This is a genomic window from Spiroplasma endosymbiont of Colias croceus (assembly GCF_964020095.1).
GTDB lineage: Bacteria > Bacillota_I > Bacilli_A > Mycoplasmatales > VBWQ01 > Spiroplasma_E.
The window spans coordinates 781,585-800,467 of the sequence record NZ_OZ026536.1 but is presented as its reverse complement, the minus strand read 5'-3'; the positions used below and the strand labels follow the sequence as shown (position 1 = coordinate 800,467).

The following is an 18,883-nucleotide window of genomic DNA, read 5'->3' as shown; positions in this document are numbered from 1 at the left end:
TCATATACATTATAAAATCAAAACATTTAAAAAACAATATTCAAAATAAAGAAAATAAAAATTATCTTAAGTAATGTAAATAATAATCTTTACTTAGATTATCAATAAAAAATTAAAAAAATGATTTTAAATAATATTTGTTTAAAATCATTTTTTATATTATTTTTTATTGTTTCTTCTTGAAACATTTATTTTATTTATTAAATTTTGGTCATTTACTAAGATCTGATGCAATTCCTGACTCAATAGCAAAATTATCATGGTTTTTTACTTTTTCAACTTTTCATTTTGAAATATTTTGATTGAAGGAAGTTGCATATGCAAACATATCACTCATATTTGTAACATTAGATACATCTCAAGTTGAAATATTACCATTAAATTTTCAAGTTCTACTAAACATACCACTCATATCTGTGACATTAGATACATTTCATTCTGACAAATCCTGATTAAATGATGATGAACCTTCAAATGATCCAGAAGCACTAAACATATTATTCATAGTTGTCAGCTTCGACACATTTCAATTAGTAATATTACCATTAAATTCTCAAGTTTTACTAAACATAGCAGACATATCTGTTACATTAGATACATCTCATTTTGACAAATCCTGATTAAATGTGGCTGCATAATAAAACATTTGTTTCATAGTTGTCACCTTCGACACATTTCAATTAGCAATATTACCATTAAATACTAATGTGTCACTAAACAGACTGCTCATATTTGTTACATTAAGCTGACAAATCCTGATTAAATGATTTCGCACGAGTAAACATATAACTCAAAGATGTTATTTCTGATGGTAACTGATCTGGTACTTTTTGAATTGTTTTTGGCACTCTAGCAACTTGAATTTCACCTTGTCGATTCTTATAAAAACCAATTTGAACAACCTCTTTACTTTCTATCTCTGACAAATCTTCTATATTAGTTTTTATTTTTTCTCCATTTTTATTTTTGTAAATTGTATCTTGTTGTGTTTTACTTTGAATGTAATTAGTTGTAATATTAGTTTTTTCTTCAATTGTATTTAAAATATTGATTAAATTTCCTGTAGTTGTTGCAAGTGTTAAAACACTTAATATTGTTAATAATGATTTCATAATTAGTCCCCTTTATTTTCCCCAATAACTTTTTCTTAAATCTATAAGTTATCTATATTTTAAATTGTTTAAAGAGAAATGCAATAACTGACTTGTATATTAATATACTTTTTAAATTAAAATATCTAATTATTGAAGGAAATTATTAAAAATTATTGACTAATATGAAATAATTTTATTTTAAAGATTTTACTTGTAAGAAAATTAGCATTTTTAAATGTAATATCATAACTTTTATTATCTAAATTATTTTTAATTTTATAACTTAAAACTGCACTAACACTACCATCATCATGTTTAAATGTATTCATTGCAATATCACTTAAAGTAAAATAACTATTATTGTTAATATCAAAATATTTACTATACATATCTTTATATAAATTTTCTTGGTCCTTTAACATATTATCAAGAATACCATTATGATGTGTTTTATCAACTATTATATTTAGTAAGGAATTTAAACTGATAGTAGGAGTATTTAATCAATTAGAAAAGTTTGCAAGAACACTATCTTGTTTAAAATTAGTTTCATCAGCAAATTGAACACCTAATAATTGTAATATTTCTTTAGTTTTACTAATATTATCTGTTGTTGGGTGATTAATAATATATTTAAGATTATTTAAAGCATTAATAAAATCTTTACTACCGAAAGTTAAATCTAAATATTTTACTAAATCTTTTAAATCAATTAATGGATTTGTTGTTAAATATTTGTTAGTAAACTCAAATATTTTATTAATTGTGTCATTAATTGGAACATTTTTAATTGCTGATTCTAAACTATTAACAACTTGTTGAGGAATATCACTAATAGCTGAAATAAAAGAAAATTTCTTTTGAATCTCAGGTAATGTTCAATATGAATCAGTTCATGCAAAGGTAGCTTTCGCAATAATATCTTCACCAAAAGGTCCGGTCATTAAATTGGTAACTAATTTAAGCATATTATCTTTTGAAGATATTAATTCTTGAAAAATAGTTAATACTTTTTTTAGTTGAACTGTATTATTTTTAAGTGGTGTTTTATCATCTCAAGTAATACTATCAATACCAAGAGTTGGATTAGTTAATTTTAATACTTCACTTTTAACCATTGGTATTATTGTTTTTATTAAATAAGGTCATGCCACTGGATTTGTTAAAATCTTATTAAGAGTTTCACTAAATGTAGCATTAAAATTATCAGAATTAAAACCGATAGGTCCAGCACCTCATAAAGCATATTTAATATTATCGCTAATCATTTCCCCAATATATTTTCCTGATATTGACTTAAACATATAATTAAAATTAACACCAGCTATATATTCATAAAATTGATTTCAATTTCAATTTTTTGCTTCATCTTTAACATAGTATCACTTTTCATGACTTGGAATATTTCAAGCTTGAGCAAATGTCGCTTTCTTTGACATATAATCTTGCATTTTTTCAAAAGTAGTATTACCACTAAAATTATCTTCTTGATCTCAATCTGCTAATAATTCATCAATAGTATTAGTTATAATTGGAATATAATTAGTATAAGATAAGTAATCATTAATATTTGGTATTAAATTTTTAATATTTTTTAACATTCCATCAATCATATTAACAGTATCATCATTAGATAAAATAGAATTATTTAAATAATTTTTAAGCATTGGCAATATGTCATGATAACTACTATAGTTATTAATATTATTAGTGATAGCATCAACTTTAGATTGATTAATACCATTACGTTGAAATAAAAACTGAATAGTATTAATACTATTACCATCTAAGTTACTAGTTCAATCATTAATAAAATCATTTCCAGTATTCTTACCTGTAAGATTATCAATTTGAATAGAAGGGGTTTGATTATACATATCATTTAATAAATTATTAGTATTAAAACCTTTATTTTTAGCAATTAATAACGATTTACCAACAATAGAGGTTTCATTAGCATACTTAGTTGCTGTTTTAGTATCAACATTGTTGTTGGCAAAATTATTAATACTAATATTGCTTGTATCAATTGTGAATGCTAAAAGCGACATGCTAGAACTTAATAAAAGGCTGGTAGTAAAAAATAAATTTAATTTTTGTCTCATATTTTACACTCCATTTATAATGATTTTCTTATTATTATAAACTATTACAAAATAATGTACAGTAAATTTTATTTTTAAAAAAAATATCTACTAATAAGTTAAATTAGTAGATATTTAATACATTTTAATTATGAATTTAATTAGATATTCCGTTTTTGTTAAGTTAGGACTAATAACTAGTAAAGGAATATTTATAAATTTATGAGAAAGTATGTTTATTATATTTTTTTGTTGTAGAAACATTAGTTTTTGGTGTATAAGCATTAGTTTGTGTTTTATTAAAAACATGTGTTGGTTTAACTGAATGATTATTCTCTTGAGTAAAATGAAATTTTTTTTGTGTTGATGTAATTTATTATTACATTTATTAAACAAATGTTTAATCAAATGTAAGGGATTTACCATAGAGTGATGATGGTGACATAAAATATCAACAATATTAGTTAATAAATAATTAACATTTTTATTAGCTTCCAAATTATGTTGGATAGGTTTTTCCAAAATGCTATAAAAAGTAGGAATAATATTATTATAATTAGCGATATCTCTTTCCTGTAAATATGTTAACATTTCCAATACTTTTTTATTATTTACTAAATCATTATTACTTTTAAATTTAAACTTTCTATTCTTGATAATGCTACTATGATAAGAATTTGGATCACATAAACGATATTTTATTTTCCTTGATGATGTTATTTTTTTTTCTTAATTTCAGAAAAAATATTATTATAAAACCAATTAAAAAAATAATACTCATGATAATAATTAAAATAACTATTAACTTCATATGTTACTCCCACATTTTATTTTTAATTAATAACTATTAATTTAACATTTTATTTTATAAAATAAAATACTTTTTATTAAAAATAATAACGTTTAGCAGAACCTATCTTTCTTTCAACTAAGCTAAATAAGATAAAGATAAAAATAAATCTTAAAATTTCAATACCAAGTAAAATAAATAATATAATTACTGAATGATTATTAAAATTAAGAATATTATTATCATATTCATCAGGTCTTGGTAGGTTAGGACTAAAATAAAGTACTACTAAAGTTAAAGCAAAAGATAAAGTAGCAATAATCGCATTTAAGGGTACTATTACTAGACCAGCACTTACTTTTTTGATAGTATCTACTTTCAAATTTTTACTTTTATTACACAATTTAAAAAGATAGTAGTAAATAAAATAAAAAGAAACAATAAATAAAATATTAGCAATATTATCAAAGAAAATTTGAATTGGCGGATGATCACTATCTGCTAATAAATGTAATCAAGGTTCAATAATACCAATTGCTAATGTATAATATAAACCAATAATTGGTAAAGCAAAAGCAATAATTAATGAATCAAAAATTCTTAATGGTAAAATTACTCCCATAAACTGAATAGGTATTTCAATTAATGAAGAAGCAACAGCTAATCCCAATAAAATTCCTGTCAAAGTAATATTAAAAATTTGTTGTTTTGAATTAATCTTTATTTTTTTCTTTGTTTTTATATCTACTTTTTCTTTTTCTTGGTCAACACTTTTAACTATCATTATAACTTCTCCTTTTTAAAATAGGTATTTAATTAATTAAATACTTATTTATAAAAATTATAAATTAATTTTAATCAAAAAACAAGACATTTATTAAATTTTTATAAAAACTATTAATACTACTCTAATTTAGAAAATTAATTAACAATAAAAATAACAAAAACTAAAAAAATAAATTATAATATTAATCATTAATTTAAATAATGTTAAATCCTTATATAGATATTTTTCTGTATTAGGATTTTTATTAAATAAAATTGCTAAAAGAAAAGGAAGATTAAAAGATGGCAAAAAAATATACACCGGAAATAAAAGAAAAAGTATTACAATATTTACAAGATGGTAAAAGTTATGGTGAAATCAAAAAAGAAACTGGCATTTCAAAAACAACAATTTGAATTTGAAAGCAAAAAGCAAGAAAGAATGAACTTAAAGCAAAACATTCAGTCAACTCAGCTCCAAGAGATATATTAGAAGCAACCATCAATATTGCAGAAATAAATTGTGATAATAATGAAAATCAAAATTATAAAGAAGAATTTTTAAATCAACAGCAAGCAATAAATTTATTATCACTAAATATTAACAAACAAATAGAAAACAACTATTTTGATAATTCAGAAGAAGATAGTGATTCAGAACGATTAGTAATTGATGAAGATTATAAAGAAGAAGTAAATATTTGAAGACCTTGAGAAGAGTCAGAAATAAAACAAAATAGTGAAGAATCTTTAGTAATAGAATTAAAAAAAGATCAATTAAAATATATTAGACTTCTTGCAAAACTATGATATTAATCACATTTTTTGAGGCTTTTATGTAATCTGTGTATCTTTGTTTTACAAAGTACTAGTTTAGATTAATTCTATCTTCAAATTTTATCATAAAATGAGCAATTGCTGTATTTCAATTTTGAATGGGCATTGTTCATTTTTTTGTTATATTTTCAATTGCTAAATAAAATATTTTAAAAACTGCCATATCATTAGGAAAAACTTTTTTATTTCTGATAACTTTTCGTAATTGACTATTTACAGATTCAATAGCATTTGTTGTATAAATAACTCTTTTGATTTCTGTAGGATAACTAATAAAAACCATTAAATTATCTCAATTTTTATATCAAGATTTAGCAATTTGAGGATATTGTTTATTTCACTTATTTTCAAAGGATTCTAAAGCCTGCATTGCTTGTTCTTCACTACATGCAGTATAAATTGGTTTTAAATCTGCAACTAGAGATTTTCTATGCTTATATGAGACATATTTCAAACTATTTCTAATTTGATGAACTATGCATAATTGATGTTCTGTTTTAAGATAAACTGATTGTATTGCTTCTGACATGCCTGTTAAATTATAACTGCAGGCAATAAGAATATCATTTAAGCCACGATTTTTCATTTCTGTTAAATTTGCTAATCAAAATTTAGCACCTTCATTTTCACTAATTCATAAACCTAAAACATCTTTTTTACCTTCTAAATCAACTCCTAAAGCTATATAAACTGATTTATTAATAATCCTTTTATCTTGTCGTACTTTCACTACTATGCAATCAAAATAAACAATCGGATAGACACTTTCTAATGGTCGATTTTGCCATGCTTTTACATCATCAATAACATCATCAGTAATTTGACTAATAACACTTTCACTAATATCAGCACCATGATATAACTCTTGTAATTGCATTCTAATATCTGATAATGTCATACCTTTTGCATATAAAGGACATATTCCGTAATTAAATTTAATTAATTGTCAATAAAATTGTTTTAAAACTATTTAGTTTTATTGAATATAGAAATAAATATTTTTTGAAAAAATAGTTTAAAAAATGAGTTTACATTTTAAACAAAAAATTGTTAATAATATTTTTATATTAACTCGATAAAAATTTAAATTTTAAAAAAATATTTTTAATATTTTTTTTATTTTAATGGTTTTATTTTATTAAAAATTTCACAAAGTAAGTTAAATCTTAAGTACATAAGTCTAAATTTAGATTTTCTACATTTATTTACTAAAATTTTGAATCTTTTCAATCAAGCAAAGACATGTTCAACTTTAATTCTAATTTTAGATACAATCTTATTGTATTTTCTTTCTTGTTTAGTTAATTTTTTATTTTTAGTTCTTTTAATTGGTATTATTGTATTTTTATAAATATTTTGTATACCTTGATATCCTAAATCACCAATAATTATTGTTTTTTCTGAAAATTCAAGATTTGAATTTTTTAATATTTGAAAATCATGCACTTTACCATTATCAGCAAAAATATCAACAATTTTTTTATTAAAAAAATCATATACAATTTGAAATTTTATAGAATACATTCAACTTTTACCAGAAAAATATTCTAACTGTAGTTTTTTTTAGTTGGTCTTTCAATTTCAATCTCAGTTGAATCAATTAAATAAAATTGAAATTCATTTGAATTTTCTTGTTTTTTATCAATTTTTAATTTATATCTTTCTTTTAAAAATTGGTAATCTTTGTGGTTACTAAGTTTATTTTCTACTCAAGTAATATTTCGAAAACAACTTGATGGGCTCATTTTAGATTTAATACTCATTTGAAAAAAAGTATAATATTCTTTTCAGTATAATAAAGTCATCATTAATCTTTCTTCTACTGAAAGTTTATTTTTTCGACCTTTATTTTTTTCTAATTTTTCTATTTCAATTAATTTTTCTAACATTTCATTAAAATGAAAACGTTTTATACCAAAATATCTATAAAATTCTTCATTTTTTAATTTTTTTAAATTTTCAAAAATCATTTTTATCAACACTTTTCTAAATTTATTGTTAATAACAAAATTATAAAATAAATTTTAAAATTATTAATTGACTTTTAAAAAATTTAATTACGGAATATGTCTAAAGAAAGAACTTGTTGATCAAAACCATCAAATCTTCTTTGTCTTTTTGCAACTATTATAGGATTAAAATTACTATTGCGATCTCGTGGTACATCAATCTCAATTTTACCTTGTTGAGTTATTATTTTTTTTGAACTTATACCATTACGAGCATTGTCACTATTACTATGTTGATTCTTTTCATATACCAAATAATTTTGCATCTCAGAATTCAACATTTTTTCTACTAATCTTCTTGTTAATTCTTTATACAATCCTCCCTCTTTAAAAACTGTTGTTAAATCTTCAGTATTTTCTAATAATAAATCTACTGCTTTTGATATTGGATCATTATTATTAATATTTTGCTTTTTAGCCATCTGTAACTCACTCTTTCTAGAAAATTAATTATATTTACTAGAATTAATTAAACATAGTTATTTTTGTAAGTTACACAGATTACTAAACATTACTCATTTTTTAAGTTTAAAAATTTATTTTAATAACACTTTTAATATTTTTTAAAAATTATTGTTCAAAATATGTTTTATTTTTTGTCATTAAAATACAACAAAAATTATTATTTCAAATAAAAAAATAAAATATTAAATTATCAAATATATTTAAATTAATAATTGTAAATTATAAATTGAAGCTATTAAATTAAATCTTAATGCAAATTTTTTTCTTCTATTTCGATATTTTTCACTAATAATTTTAAATTTTTTAAGAATCGCAAAAACATGTTCAATAACAACTCTCATTTTTGAAATAGCCTTATTATTTTTCTTTTCTTCTTTAGTTAAAGGGTTTTTCTTTGATTTTCGTTTAGGTAATAAGACATTTTTATGTATGTTTTGTATACCTTGATATCCTAAATCTACTAAAATAGTTGTTTCTGATAAAAATTTCGTTTTTGAATTTTTTAAAATTTTAAAATCATGATTTTTACCATAAGAAAAATAAGAACTTATAATTTTTTTACTATCTTTTTCAATTATGACTTGAGTTTTTATTGTATGTTTTTTCTTTTTTCCTGAATAATATTGTTTTTGACTTTTTTTGGGCGTTGAATAGTACTTTCAGTCACATCAATGATAACTGTTTTATCTTTAAAATTATTATTTAACAGTGATTTTTGCCCATCAAGTTGTTGAAAATCAGGATGTTTTATTAAAGTATTTTCTATTCACTTGATATTCCTATAGCAACTACTTTCACTAATTCCATAACTTTTAGCAATATGAAAATAAGTTCGATACTCTCTTCAATATTCTAAAGTCATTAATAAACGATTTTCTAATGATAATTTATTAGGTGTACCACCATTTTTAAACTTTTTTACTTCTTCTGTCTTTAAAATTTTTAGAATTTTATTAAAAATAATATCATTTATACCAGTTAATCTTAATAATTCTGGATTGTTAATAGTTTTTAATTTATCAAACATCATATATTACCTATCTTTTTTATTTTTAATTTTATTTTAAAAATTAAATTTTTAATAGATAGGTTTTGCAAGAAGTCTATTATTTAAATATTAAAATGTTGTACTAAAATTTGTACTGGCCTAACTAATAATAAATATAAAAGCAAAACTGAAGTAAATTTAATTAAATTAAATGGTACAAATACAATTCAAATCTTATCTTTAAGACCACCAGCACCATACATGTCTAAAATAAAAGCTCAATTATAAAAAGCACTAATTAATGATACTAAAATACAAGTAATAACAACTGTTGGTATTTCAATAATCATTAATCGTTTTCAAGAATTATTAGATTGCGTTTTTCAAAATGGTAATTGCTTAAATAATAATTTAAAACTACTATATAATAACAATAAAGTAATGGTACTTAACATATAAGCAAATTCACCAATTGGTTCAGCATTACCAGAAGGAAAATGAGGTAAGATTAAACTTAGTCAAGGAACAATAATGGCATTTAACAAACTATAAGGAAGTTTAATAATTAACAATGCAATTAAATTAATAGTATTACCAAAATCAATTTTTAAAAAAGGTAAAAAAATAGGTGGTGTTTCTAATAAGGTCATTAATGTCGTAACTGCCAATAAACTACTAATTAATGCTATCCTATGAGTAGTTAATTTTAAAGAATTGTTAATATTACTTTTAAATTGTTGTCACTTTTTCTCATATTTTAAACTCATCTTTTACTCCTTAAAATACATTTATTATTTTAATTATATATAAAAAAACGTTTATTTATTATATAATAAAATTAATTTTTAAAAGGAGATGAAGTATTAATGAATAAAAGTGAAAATAACATTGTGCAAATGGTAGTTGAAATTCCCAAAGGATCAAGTAATAAATATGAATATGATTGAAAATCTAAAACTATGATATTAGATCGTGTTCTTTATGGTGCTAATTTTTATCCCGGTGAATATGGATATATTCCTGAAACTTTAGATTATGATGGTGATCCTTTAGATATTATTAGTTTAATTACTTATCCAACTTTCCCTGGTTGCTTAGTAGAAGTTAGAGTTTTAGGAATGATTAAAATGATTGACGGTGGTGAAGTTGATACTAAATTATTTGGTGTTGTTAATTCTGATCCACGCTTTAATGAGTATCAAGATCTAAAAGATGTACCACAACATTTACGTAATGAAATTGTTAATTTCTTTTTACAATATAAAGAATTACAAAAAAAGAAAGTCATAATTGAAGGTTGAGGTAACTTAAAAGAAGCATTAACTGAACTTACAACATGTAAAAATATGTTTAAAGAATATCAAAATGAAATGAATAATTTACCAAAAGCACAATTAGTGTCATTATTAAACAAAAAATAAACAAAAAGTGTAATATATTTTTAATATATTAAATCATTTATCCTTAAATACAACTGAATAAAATTAAATAGATGAACAACTGTTCATAAAAGGGAATTAAGTAATCTTAAGCTGCCCCAGCAACTGTGATACTGATAAAAGTTACATAATCCATTGAAATCAAAGATTTTGAGAAGGGTAACAAGTAAAATGAAGTTAAGCCAGTAGGGTAATGTTTAGTAATCTGTGTAACTTACAAAAATAACTATGTTTAATTAATTCTAGTAAATATAATTAATTTTCTAGAAAGAGTGAGTTACAGATGGCTAAAAAGCAAAATATTAATAATAATGATCCAATATCAAAAGCAGTAGATTTATTATTAGAAAATACTGAAGATTTAACAACAGTTTTTAAAGAGGGAGGATTGTATAAAGAATTAACAAAAAGATTAGTAAAAAAATGTTGAATTCTGAGATGCAAAATTATTTGGGATATGAAAAGAATCAACATAGTAATAGTGACAATGCTCGTAATGGTATAAGTTCAAAAAAAATAATAACTCAACAAGGTAAAATTGAGATTGATGTACCACGAGATCGCAATAGTAATTTTAATCCTATAATAGTTGCAAAAAGACAAAGAAGATTTGATGGTTTTGATCAACAAGTTCTTTCTTTATATGCAAAAGGTATGACATTATCAGATATTAGAATGCAATTACAAGAGTTATATCATGGTGCTGATATTAGTGAAAGTGTTATTAGTCAAATTACTGATGATGTTATTGATGATGTAAAAGCATGGCAAAATCGACCATTAGAAAGTGTCTATCCGATTGTTTATTTTGATTGCATAGTAGTGAAAGTACGACAAGATAAAAGGATTATTAATAAATCAGTTTATATAGCTTTAGGAGTTGATTTAGAAGGTAAAAAAGATGTTTTAGGTTTATGAATTAGTGAAAATGAAGGTGCTAAATTTTGATTAGCAAATTTAACAGAAATGAAAAATCGTGGCTTAAATGATATTCTTATTGCCTGCAGTGATAATTTAACAGGCATGTCAGAAGCAATACAATCAGTTTATCTTAAAAAAGAACATCAATTATGCATAGTTCATCAAATTAGAAATAGTTTGAAATATGTCTCATATAAGCATAGAAAATCTCTAGTTGCAGATTTAAAACCAATTTATACTGCATGTAGTGAAGAACAAGCAATGCAGGCTTTAGAATCCTTTGAAAATAAGTGAAATAAACAATAGACTTCTTGCAAAACCTATCTATTAAAAATTTAATTTTTAAAATAAAATTAAAAATAAAAAAGATAGGTAATCTATGATGTTTGATAAATTAAAAACTATTAACAATCCAGAATTATTAAGATTAACTGGTATAAATGATATTATTTTTAATAAAATTCTAGAAATTTTAAAGACAGAAGAAGTAAAAAAGTTTAAAAATGGTGCTACACCTAATAAATTATCATTAGAAAATCGTTTATTAATGACTTTAGAATATTGAAAAGAGTATCGAACTTATTTTCATATTGCTAAAAGTTATGGAATTAGTGAAAGTAGTTGCTATAGGAATATCAAGTGAATAGAAAATACTTTAATAAAACATCCTGATTTTCAAGAACTTGATGGGCAAAAATCACTGTTAAATAATAATTTTAAAGATAAAACAGTTATCATTGATGTGACTGAAAGTACTATTCAACGCCCAAAAAAAGTCAAAAACAATATTATTCAGGAAAAAAGAAAAAACATACAATAAAAACTCAAGTCATAATTGAAAAAGATAGTAAAAAAATTATAAGTTCTTATTTTTCTTATGGTAAAAATCATGATTTTAAAATTTTAAAAAATTCAAAAACGAAATTTTTATCAGAAACAACTATTTTAGTAGATTTAGGATATCAAGGTATACAAAACATACATAAAAATGTCTTATTACCTAAACAAAAATCAAAGAAAAACCCTTTAACTAAAGAAGAAAAGAAAAATAATAAGGCTATTTCAAAAATGAGAGTTGTTATTGAACATGTTTTTGCGATTCTTAAAAAATTTAAAATTATTAGTGAAAAATATCGAAATAGAAGAAAAAAATTTGCATTAAGATTTAATTTAATAGCTTCAATTTATAATTTACAATTATTAATTTAAATATATTTGATAATTTAATATTTTATTTTTTTATTTGAAATAATAATTTTTGTTGTATTTTAATGACAAAAAATAAAACATATTTTGAACAATAATTTTTAAAAAATATTAAAAGTGTTATTAAAATAAATTTTTAAACTTAAAAAATGTGATTAATATCATAGTTTTGCAAGAAGTCTAATATATTAATTTGTTATTAATAACAGTAGTTATATATTTTAAAAAGGATCATATTACAAGATCCTCAAAAGCAGTAGTATTAATTTTTTTGAATTAGTTTTACTATAACAATTTATAAGTATTTTAAAATCATATCCAAAAAATTACTGTTTATAAGTAAAGTTTTTAGTTGTGTTATTAATTTTTTCCCAATACCTTCTTAGATATATAATAAGAAGTAACTAAATTCTAAAGTTTTTAAAATAAAATACAATAAAAATTATTTTTAATTAACTTTATTTTTATTTTTATGAATAATAATCAATTTAATAGTGTTTAATTTATAAATAAAAATAAACACTATTAAATGTTTTAATATTTTTTTAATTCTTTGATTATTTTTGATTTTAGTAAAATTATGATAAGATATTTTTATATTTATATTAGTTTTTTGCTTTTAAAGTTTTTTTATTAATAAAATAAATAAAAGGGTTTTGGTCTTTAAAAAAAACTGGTGTAAATAAAAACAATTATTTAGAAAACCAATATCAAAATAATTAGAGATAAATTGTTTTTTAACTTTTTACTAGCAAATAATGAAATATTCATATTTAAAAATAAATAAATAAATGCAGTATTAGTTGGATTGTTAATCTTAAGGAATTAAAAAAATTAACGTATAATTAAACTATCAATAATTATAATATAATATTATTTAAGGTTTCTTAAATTATTTTTTGTTTTTAGGAGGAACTATGAAAATTGCTTTTGATGTAATGGGTTCAGACCATGGTAGTTTGCCCGCTATTGCTGCAGCGTTAGAAGTTATTAAAGAATTCAAAAACGTTGAAATTTGTTTAGTTGGTGATGAAAAACAAATTAATGGAAACTTGCAGATTTTATTAAAAAATAAGCCATTATCATCAAGAATAACAATACTAGCAACAACCCAAGTAATAACTATGAATGATGGTCCACTCGCTGGTATTAGAATGACTGATTCTTCTATGAATCAAGCCATTCAGTTAGTTAAAAATAAAAAAGCAGATGGGATTCTAACTTCTGGTTCAACTGCTGCCTATCTTGGTGCTTGTCATTTTTTATTAGGCGAAATCAAAGGCATTAAACGTCCGGCATTCATGCCAATTATGCCTACTTTAATAAAAGATCGACAAGTAGTATTATTGGATGTTGGAGCAAATATTGAAAACACTGTTGATGAATTAATTAATTTTGCATTAATGGGTCATATTTATTGTCAAACTATTCAAAATATTTCACGTCCTAAAATTGGTTTACTAAATATTGGTATTGAAGAAAGCAAAGGTCCAGAAGTAACTAAAGCAACATATGCTAAACTAAAACAATTAACACAAAAAAGTGAAAAGTTAAGTTTTTTAAATTTTCACGGTAATATTGAAGCAGGAAATGTTTTAAGTGGTGATGTTGATATTATTATTTGTGATGGTTATTCAGGTAATATTGTTTTAAAATCAGTTGAAGGCATGGCATCATTATTATTTACATTAATTAAAAATGGTTATAAAAAAAATTTATGAACTAAATTTTTAGGTTTAATGTCAATTGGTATTTTTAAAAATATTAAAAAGACTTTTGATTATAAGAATACAGGTGGTGCTCAATTAATAGGTATTAATGGCATTGCTTTTAAAGCACATGGATCTAGTGATAAAAAATCTTATTATAGTACTTTAAAACTTTTAATTCGTGCTATTGAGCAAGATGTTACTAATAAAATAGCTAAACAAATTCAAGAATTATAATTTATAAATAAGTATTAAGGAGAAAAATATGATTAATATTGAACATATTTTAAAATCGAGTATTTTAGAAAAAATTAAATCTAATCGTAATTATCGTGAAGCATTTACTCATCGTTCTTTTTCAAATGAACATAATTTAGATTATTCATATGAGCGATTAGAATTTTTGGGTGATTCGATTTTAGGGGAAAATATTTCAACTTACATTTGACACTTATTTCCAAATAAAGATGAGGGACAATTAACAAGTTTACGTAGTAAAGCAGTTAGACAAGAAACATTGGCAGCAGTGGCAATTGCTCTAGGATTACAAGATTATTTATTTTTGGGAAATGGTGAAAAAAATACAGGTGGACAACAACGCGAAAGCATTTTATCAGATGTTTTTGAATCATTTCTTGCTGCAGTATATCTTGATTTAGGAAATAGTGCAGTGAAAAAAATCTTAGACTTAACCTTATTTGAATTAATTAAAACTAATCAGTTAGAAACAATTATTGATTATAAAACTAAATTACAAGAATTAGTACAGGCAGAAAAAAGAGATCCTATTAATTATAAAACTATGGAACAAATTAAAAAAGATAATATTACTTATTTTATTGTTCATGTGTATTTAGATAATAAAATACTAATGGGGAAAGGAGTAGGAACAAATAAAAAGAAAGCTGAGCAAGAAGCAGCAAAGTCAGCTTTAGCAAAACTGTCAAAATCTAATTTATTAATAAGTGATCATAAGAAGGGATAAACATGTTTAAATTATTACGTAATTATATTCGTGAACAAAAAAACAATTTATTACAAATGTTTGGTTTAGGTTTTTTAGTAATGATTATGATTATTGCCTTTTTATCATTAAATTTTTCTAATAATTATTTATTTGAACAATATGTTAACGATATTGCTCATAATGAATTTAATCAATATACATTTTTTTCACCAATCGAATATGTTAATTTTGATGGAAAATATAATGAAAAAGATAAAGCTGGTTCTTATTTAAATAATATTAATTATTATCAAAAAGATAATACTATTGATAAAGAAAAGATGGCAAAAGCTACTTTTCAGTTAACAATACCAGATGCTACTAGACCTGATATATATCGTTTTACTTTTTATGGTGGGGACGCTAATAGTAAAGAATATTTTGCTATTGGTGATAGTCTTTTTAATGATACTAGCCATAATTATATTGATTTTAAAATTAATATTCCTATTAATTATCCATCTTATGATACTGATAAAGCAACGATAGAACAATATGCTAATATTCTAAATCAATATCTATATGATCCATTACATCCAGAAAATGCAACAAATTTTATGATTACTAGTGAAGCTGCTTTACAGTTTTATAACGATAATTTTAAGGGACAATTGTCATATGCTAATCGAAACTATAGTGAAATAGATATTAAAAATGAAGCTAAGTTATATGAAATAATGTCAATGGGAATGTTATATAAAGATATTGAATGACAACATGCTGTTATGGTCCGTGATTTATTAATTACTAGTAAAAATTTTGCTTTTATTGAAACAGGACCCGAATATATTGTTAATAAAGCAATTATTGTCAAAGATGGTGGCCCAAGTTTAACAGAAAAACCATTACAAGATAATGAAATTTTAATTTACAAACATTTTGCTGAACTAAATAATTTACATATTGGTCAAAATTATGTAATTGCTGGACAAACGTTTATTATTCGTGGTTATGCTACAAGCTCATTAGCAGCATTTGTTGGTCGTTATTTTGGTAATTCACTTGATTTAAAAAATAATACTGTCGCTTTTACTAATGGTAATACGATGTGCAAAGTTGAATCTGATTTAAAGGCATTTAGCAGTAATATTGATGATTTTTTTTTAGGTATTAATCCTGATTTGTCTAAAAATATTGATTCACAAATAAACAATGAATGAATTTATAATTATCTTCATGCAACTTATAAAACACCTACTGATATAGCAAGTACAAAATATTATAATAATGGTATTGATTATAATAAAATAGTTTCTCCTTTAAGTATCAATAATCTTAGATTTTATACTAGTATGCAAGAATGATCTTTTAGTTCCATTAATAATAGAATTAATGTTATTGAAGAGATTTCTAGTTTATTTTTAATTTTGATTTTTATTGTGACTACTATTATTATTTTTATTATTACTTTTAAAATGATTGATCGTAATAAAAAATTAATTGGAATTTTAAAAGCAACAGGATATAAAAGTTGACAGTTAAGTATATCATTAGTAATTTCAATTATTGCTCCTTTAATTATTTTTTCTATTATTGGTGTTTTAATTTCTATTCCAGTTGCGCATTATTTAATTTATATTACTAATATTAGTACTCTTGCCTTAATTAGTTATGGTTGGTACTTTAATATTGTTACCGCTATTTTATTACTTGTTATTCCAATCATTAGTTTAACTTTCATTAGTTTTTTAATGGTATTATTCTTATTAAGAAGTAAACCCTTAGATTTAATTACTAATAATATTTCAAAAAAAAAATATAAAATAAATATTAGTTCAACTTTTACTTTTATTGCAAGATATGTGATTGGTAGATTTAGTTATCGTAATAAGTTGGCCGTTACTACTTCACTACGTAGTTTTGGTAAAACATTAATTATGTGTTTTACTAGTATTTTTGCTGCAACATTAGTATTCTTTGCGCTTGCTGCTAGTGGTTTAGTTAATAATATGTTAGGTTCACAATTTGCGGGAACTAATTTTAATTATCAAAATGGTTATCAATTTGATGATAATATTAAAACTAATTTTATTAATAACGAAAATAAATTAATGTATCAATTTAATAGTGTTGATAATATTAAAAGCAAAATTTCATTATATCCAGAATTATTAGCTACAATTAAACGATTTGATCCTCTTAATCCTAATAAATCAATTATGATTAATGTTCAAAATCGTTATATTATGGGTAGTGAATTATTAAAAATAAAACAGTGAATTGCTGCTAATCCATCAAAGATTTCACCCATAGTTAAGGATTTCTTAGAAAAAAATAAAATATTATTTAATTATTTAACCAATAATAATGGTAAAAGCAATACTGATTTATTGATAAGTTTTGGTTTAATTCCTTATGATGAACAGTATGAAGTACCATACACACAATTAGAACTTGATAAGGCTAGTTTGTTACTTCCTAATCAGCGTGGTGCTGTTTTTGATAATGATACACAAACCTTATCAAAAGAATCTTTTAAAAATTGAAGTGCACCAAGAACTGCTTATGGTATTGATGATAGTTTAAGTGATTTTTTATCTCTAAATTTTAGTATAAGTGATTTCTCTACTTTTAGTAAATTAAATTTAGCTGATATGGAAGTTTCTAATAATTGGCAAGATAAACAATTTATTAATATTCGTAATCATTTAATTCAAAAATTAGGAATTAAAAATCCAGATAGTAGTGCTGTTCAATTTATTCCAATGGCTACTTCTGTTTTACCTTCGGTTTTCAATGTTTATAATGGTGGAGAACAACTTAATAATAGTGTTATTTATAGGTATAAAGGATTAGATAATCAAATAAAATATATAATTGGTATTGCTTATGATTATATTAATAAATTAGATCCAAAAATAATAGTAATGCCTAAACTTTGGCTTAATGATATTTTGTTTGGTAGTAAAAGTGATTTATTAGAAAATAATTTTGCTAATAGTAAATTAAGCAAATTTACTGATAATGAGTTTAAACATTACTTACCAATTATTAGTAATAAAAATTATTATAATATTGATTTAGCACAAATTTCACACTCAGGATATTTGGAAAGTAAAGGTATTAGTACTTCATTATCATCAGTGTATGATATTAGTAATTTACGTAGTATTATGAAGAATAATCAATATAGTTTACAAATAATCATTTCATTTTTTGGTATTTTTAGTGTTATATTATCATTAATGATTATTGTTATTGTTACTAATATTAGTGTTCGTGATAATTTAATATTAATTAATATTTTATGAAGTTTAGGTTATACTGCATTAGAAGTTTCTTATAATTTCTTTCTGGTAATAATACCGGCATTGGTAATGAGTAGTTTGGTTGCTGTTTTTATTGTTCCTTCTTTAGTAATGGTACTTTCTAATTTATTAGCAACTTTTGCAAAAATCGCATTTCCTATTGTTTTTCGTTGATGATATTTTGCATTGATGATTAGTATAAATATTTTAATTTATTTAGTCTCATACATTATTACTTGAAAGTTACACGTTAATAATAAACAATTAATGACATTAACTAAATAATATATAATCTGGTTTGCTGCTATTAAATAAAAAATTA

At 22.6% G+C, this 18,883-nt stretch carries 14 protein-coding genes, 3 pseudogenes and 1 riboswitch; of the genes and pseudogenes, 7 read left to right on the top strand and 10 right to left on the bottom strand.

The features are described 5' to 3' along the window. Positions 1-193 precede the first annotated feature (193 nt). The 4 genes from AACL24_RS05005 to AACL24_RS04990 all read right to left on the bottom strand — a co-directional run bounded on the left by AACL24_RS05005 (position 194) and on the right by AACL24_RS04990 (position 4,752). Positions 194-730, bottom strand: coding sequence for a BspA family leucine-rich repeat surface protein (locus tag AACL24_RS05005; RefSeq protein ID WP_339049074.1), 537 nt, complete (start codon positions 728-730; stop codon positions 194-196). A gap of 10 nt (positions 731-740) precedes the next feature. Continuing rightward, positions 741-1,112: a hypothetical protein gene (locus AACL24_RS05000; protein WP_339049073.1), complete on the bottom strand. Its 372-nt coding sequence runs from the start codon at positions 1,110-1,112 to the stop codon at positions 741-743. A 152-nt stretch (positions 1,113-1,264) separates the two neighbouring features. Next, positions 1,265-3,199, bottom strand: coding sequence for a hypothetical protein (locus tag AACL24_RS04995; RefSeq protein WP_339049072.1), 1,935 nt, complete (start codon positions 3,197-3,199; stop codon positions 1,265-1,267). Between the two features lie 866 nt (positions 3,200-4,065). Beyond that, on the bottom strand, positions 4,066-4,752 hold the full coding sequence (locus tag AACL24_RS04990) for a hypothetical protein (protein WP_338987585.1): 687 nt from the start codon (positions 4,750-4,752) through the stop codon (positions 4,066-4,068). 284 nt (positions 4,753-5,036) lie between these two features. Between AACL24_RS04990 and AACL24_RS04985 the strand changes: the two genes are divergently transcribed. After that, a complete protein-coding gene (locus tag AACL24_RS04985; RefSeq protein ID WP_339049071.1) occupies positions 5,037-5,549 on the top strand; it encodes a hypothetical protein in 513 nt (170 codons plus the stop codon). A gap of 52 nt (positions 5,550-5,601) precedes the next feature. On the opposite strand, the pseudogene AACL24_RS04980 reads toward AACL24_RS04985, so the two are convergent. From AACL24_RS04980 to AACL24_RS04955, 6 genes and pseudogenes are all read right to left on the bottom strand, one after another. Further along, positions 5,602-6,492 (bottom strand): annotated as a pseudogene (locus tag AACL24_RS04980) (IS256 family transposase); the annotation flags it as partial. A 194-nt stretch (positions 6,493-6,686) separates the two neighbouring features. Beyond that, the gene (locus AACL24_RS04975; protein ID WP_339045908.1) at positions 6,687-7,094 is read right to left on the bottom strand and encodes a transposase family protein; all 408 of its coding nucleotides are present in this window, start codon (positions 7,092-7,094) and stop codon (positions 6,687-6,689) included. Between the two features lie 23 nt (positions 7,095-7,117). Beyond that, positions 7,118-7,540, bottom strand: coding sequence for a transposase family protein (locus AACL24_RS04970; RefSeq protein ID WP_339045912.1), 423 nt, complete (start codon positions 7,538-7,540; stop codon positions 7,118-7,120). 101 nt (positions 7,541-7,641) lie between these two features. Continuing rightward, positions 7,642-8,001, bottom strand: a pseudogene (locus AACL24_RS04965) (transposase); the annotation flags it as partial. A gap of 243 nt (positions 8,002-8,244) precedes the next feature. Further along, positions 8,245-9,074, bottom strand: a protein-coding gene (locus AACL24_RS04960) for an IS5 family transposase (RefSeq protein WP_339046819.1) whose coding sequence is annotated in 2 segments (ribosomal slippage) — positions 8,245-8,678 and positions 8,678-9,074 — 831 coding nt in all. Because the reading frame shifts where the segments join, the coding sequence is not laid out codon by codon here. 80 nt (positions 9,075-9,154) lie between these two features. Next, positions 9,155-9,799, bottom strand: coding sequence for a hypothetical protein (locus tag AACL24_RS04955; RefSeq protein WP_339049069.1), 645 nt, complete (start codon positions 9,797-9,799; stop codon positions 9,155-9,157). 99 nt (positions 9,800-9,898) lie between these two features. Between AACL24_RS04955 and AACL24_RS04950 the strand changes: the two genes are divergently transcribed. The 6 genes and pseudogenes from AACL24_RS04950 (at position 9,899) to AACL24_RS04920 (ending at position 18,846) form a co-directional block, all read left to right on the top strand. Beyond that, positions 9,899-10,453, top strand: coding sequence for an inorganic diphosphatase (locus tag AACL24_RS04950; RefSeq protein ID WP_339049068.1), 555 nt, complete (start codon positions 9,899-9,901; stop codon positions 10,451-10,453). Between the two features lie 93 nt (positions 10,454-10,546). Then, positions 10,547-10,661: riboswitch (cobalamin riboswitch) on the top strand. Positions 10,662-10,754: 93 nt separating this feature from the next. Continuing rightward, positions 10,755-11,695 (top strand): annotated as a pseudogene (locus tag AACL24_RS04940) (IS256 family transposase); the annotation flags it as partial. 76 nt (positions 11,696-11,771) lie between these two features. Beyond that, a protein-coding gene (locus AACL24_RS04935; protein WP_339049065.1) for an IS5 family transposase occupies positions 11,772-12,601 on the top strand; the annotation gives its coding sequence in 2 pieces (ribosomal slippage) (positions 11,772-12,168 and positions 12,168-12,601; 831 coding nt in all). 914 nt (positions 12,602-13,515) lie between these two features. Continuing rightward, positions 13,516-14,544: a phosphate acyltransferase PlsX gene (gene plsX, locus AACL24_RS04930; RefSeq protein ID WP_339049064.1), complete on the top strand. Its 1,029-nt coding sequence runs from the start codon at positions 13,516-13,518 to the stop codon at positions 14,542-14,544. A gap of 28 nt (positions 14,545-14,572) precedes the next feature. Next, the gene (gene rnc, locus AACL24_RS04925; RefSeq protein WP_174481262.1) at positions 14,573-15,292 is read left to right on the top strand and encodes a ribonuclease III; all 720 of its coding nucleotides are present in this window, start codon (positions 14,573-14,575) and stop codon (positions 15,290-15,292) included. A gap of 2 nt (positions 15,293-15,294) precedes the next feature. After that, positions 15,295-18,846 carry an ABC transporter permease gene (locus AACL24_RS04920; RefSeq protein WP_339049063.1) on the top strand — a complete coding sequence of 1,184 codons (3,552 nt, stop codon included), beginning with the start codon at positions 15,295-15,297 and terminating at the stop codon, positions 18,844-18,846. Positions 18,847-18,883: the final 37 nt, after the last annotated feature.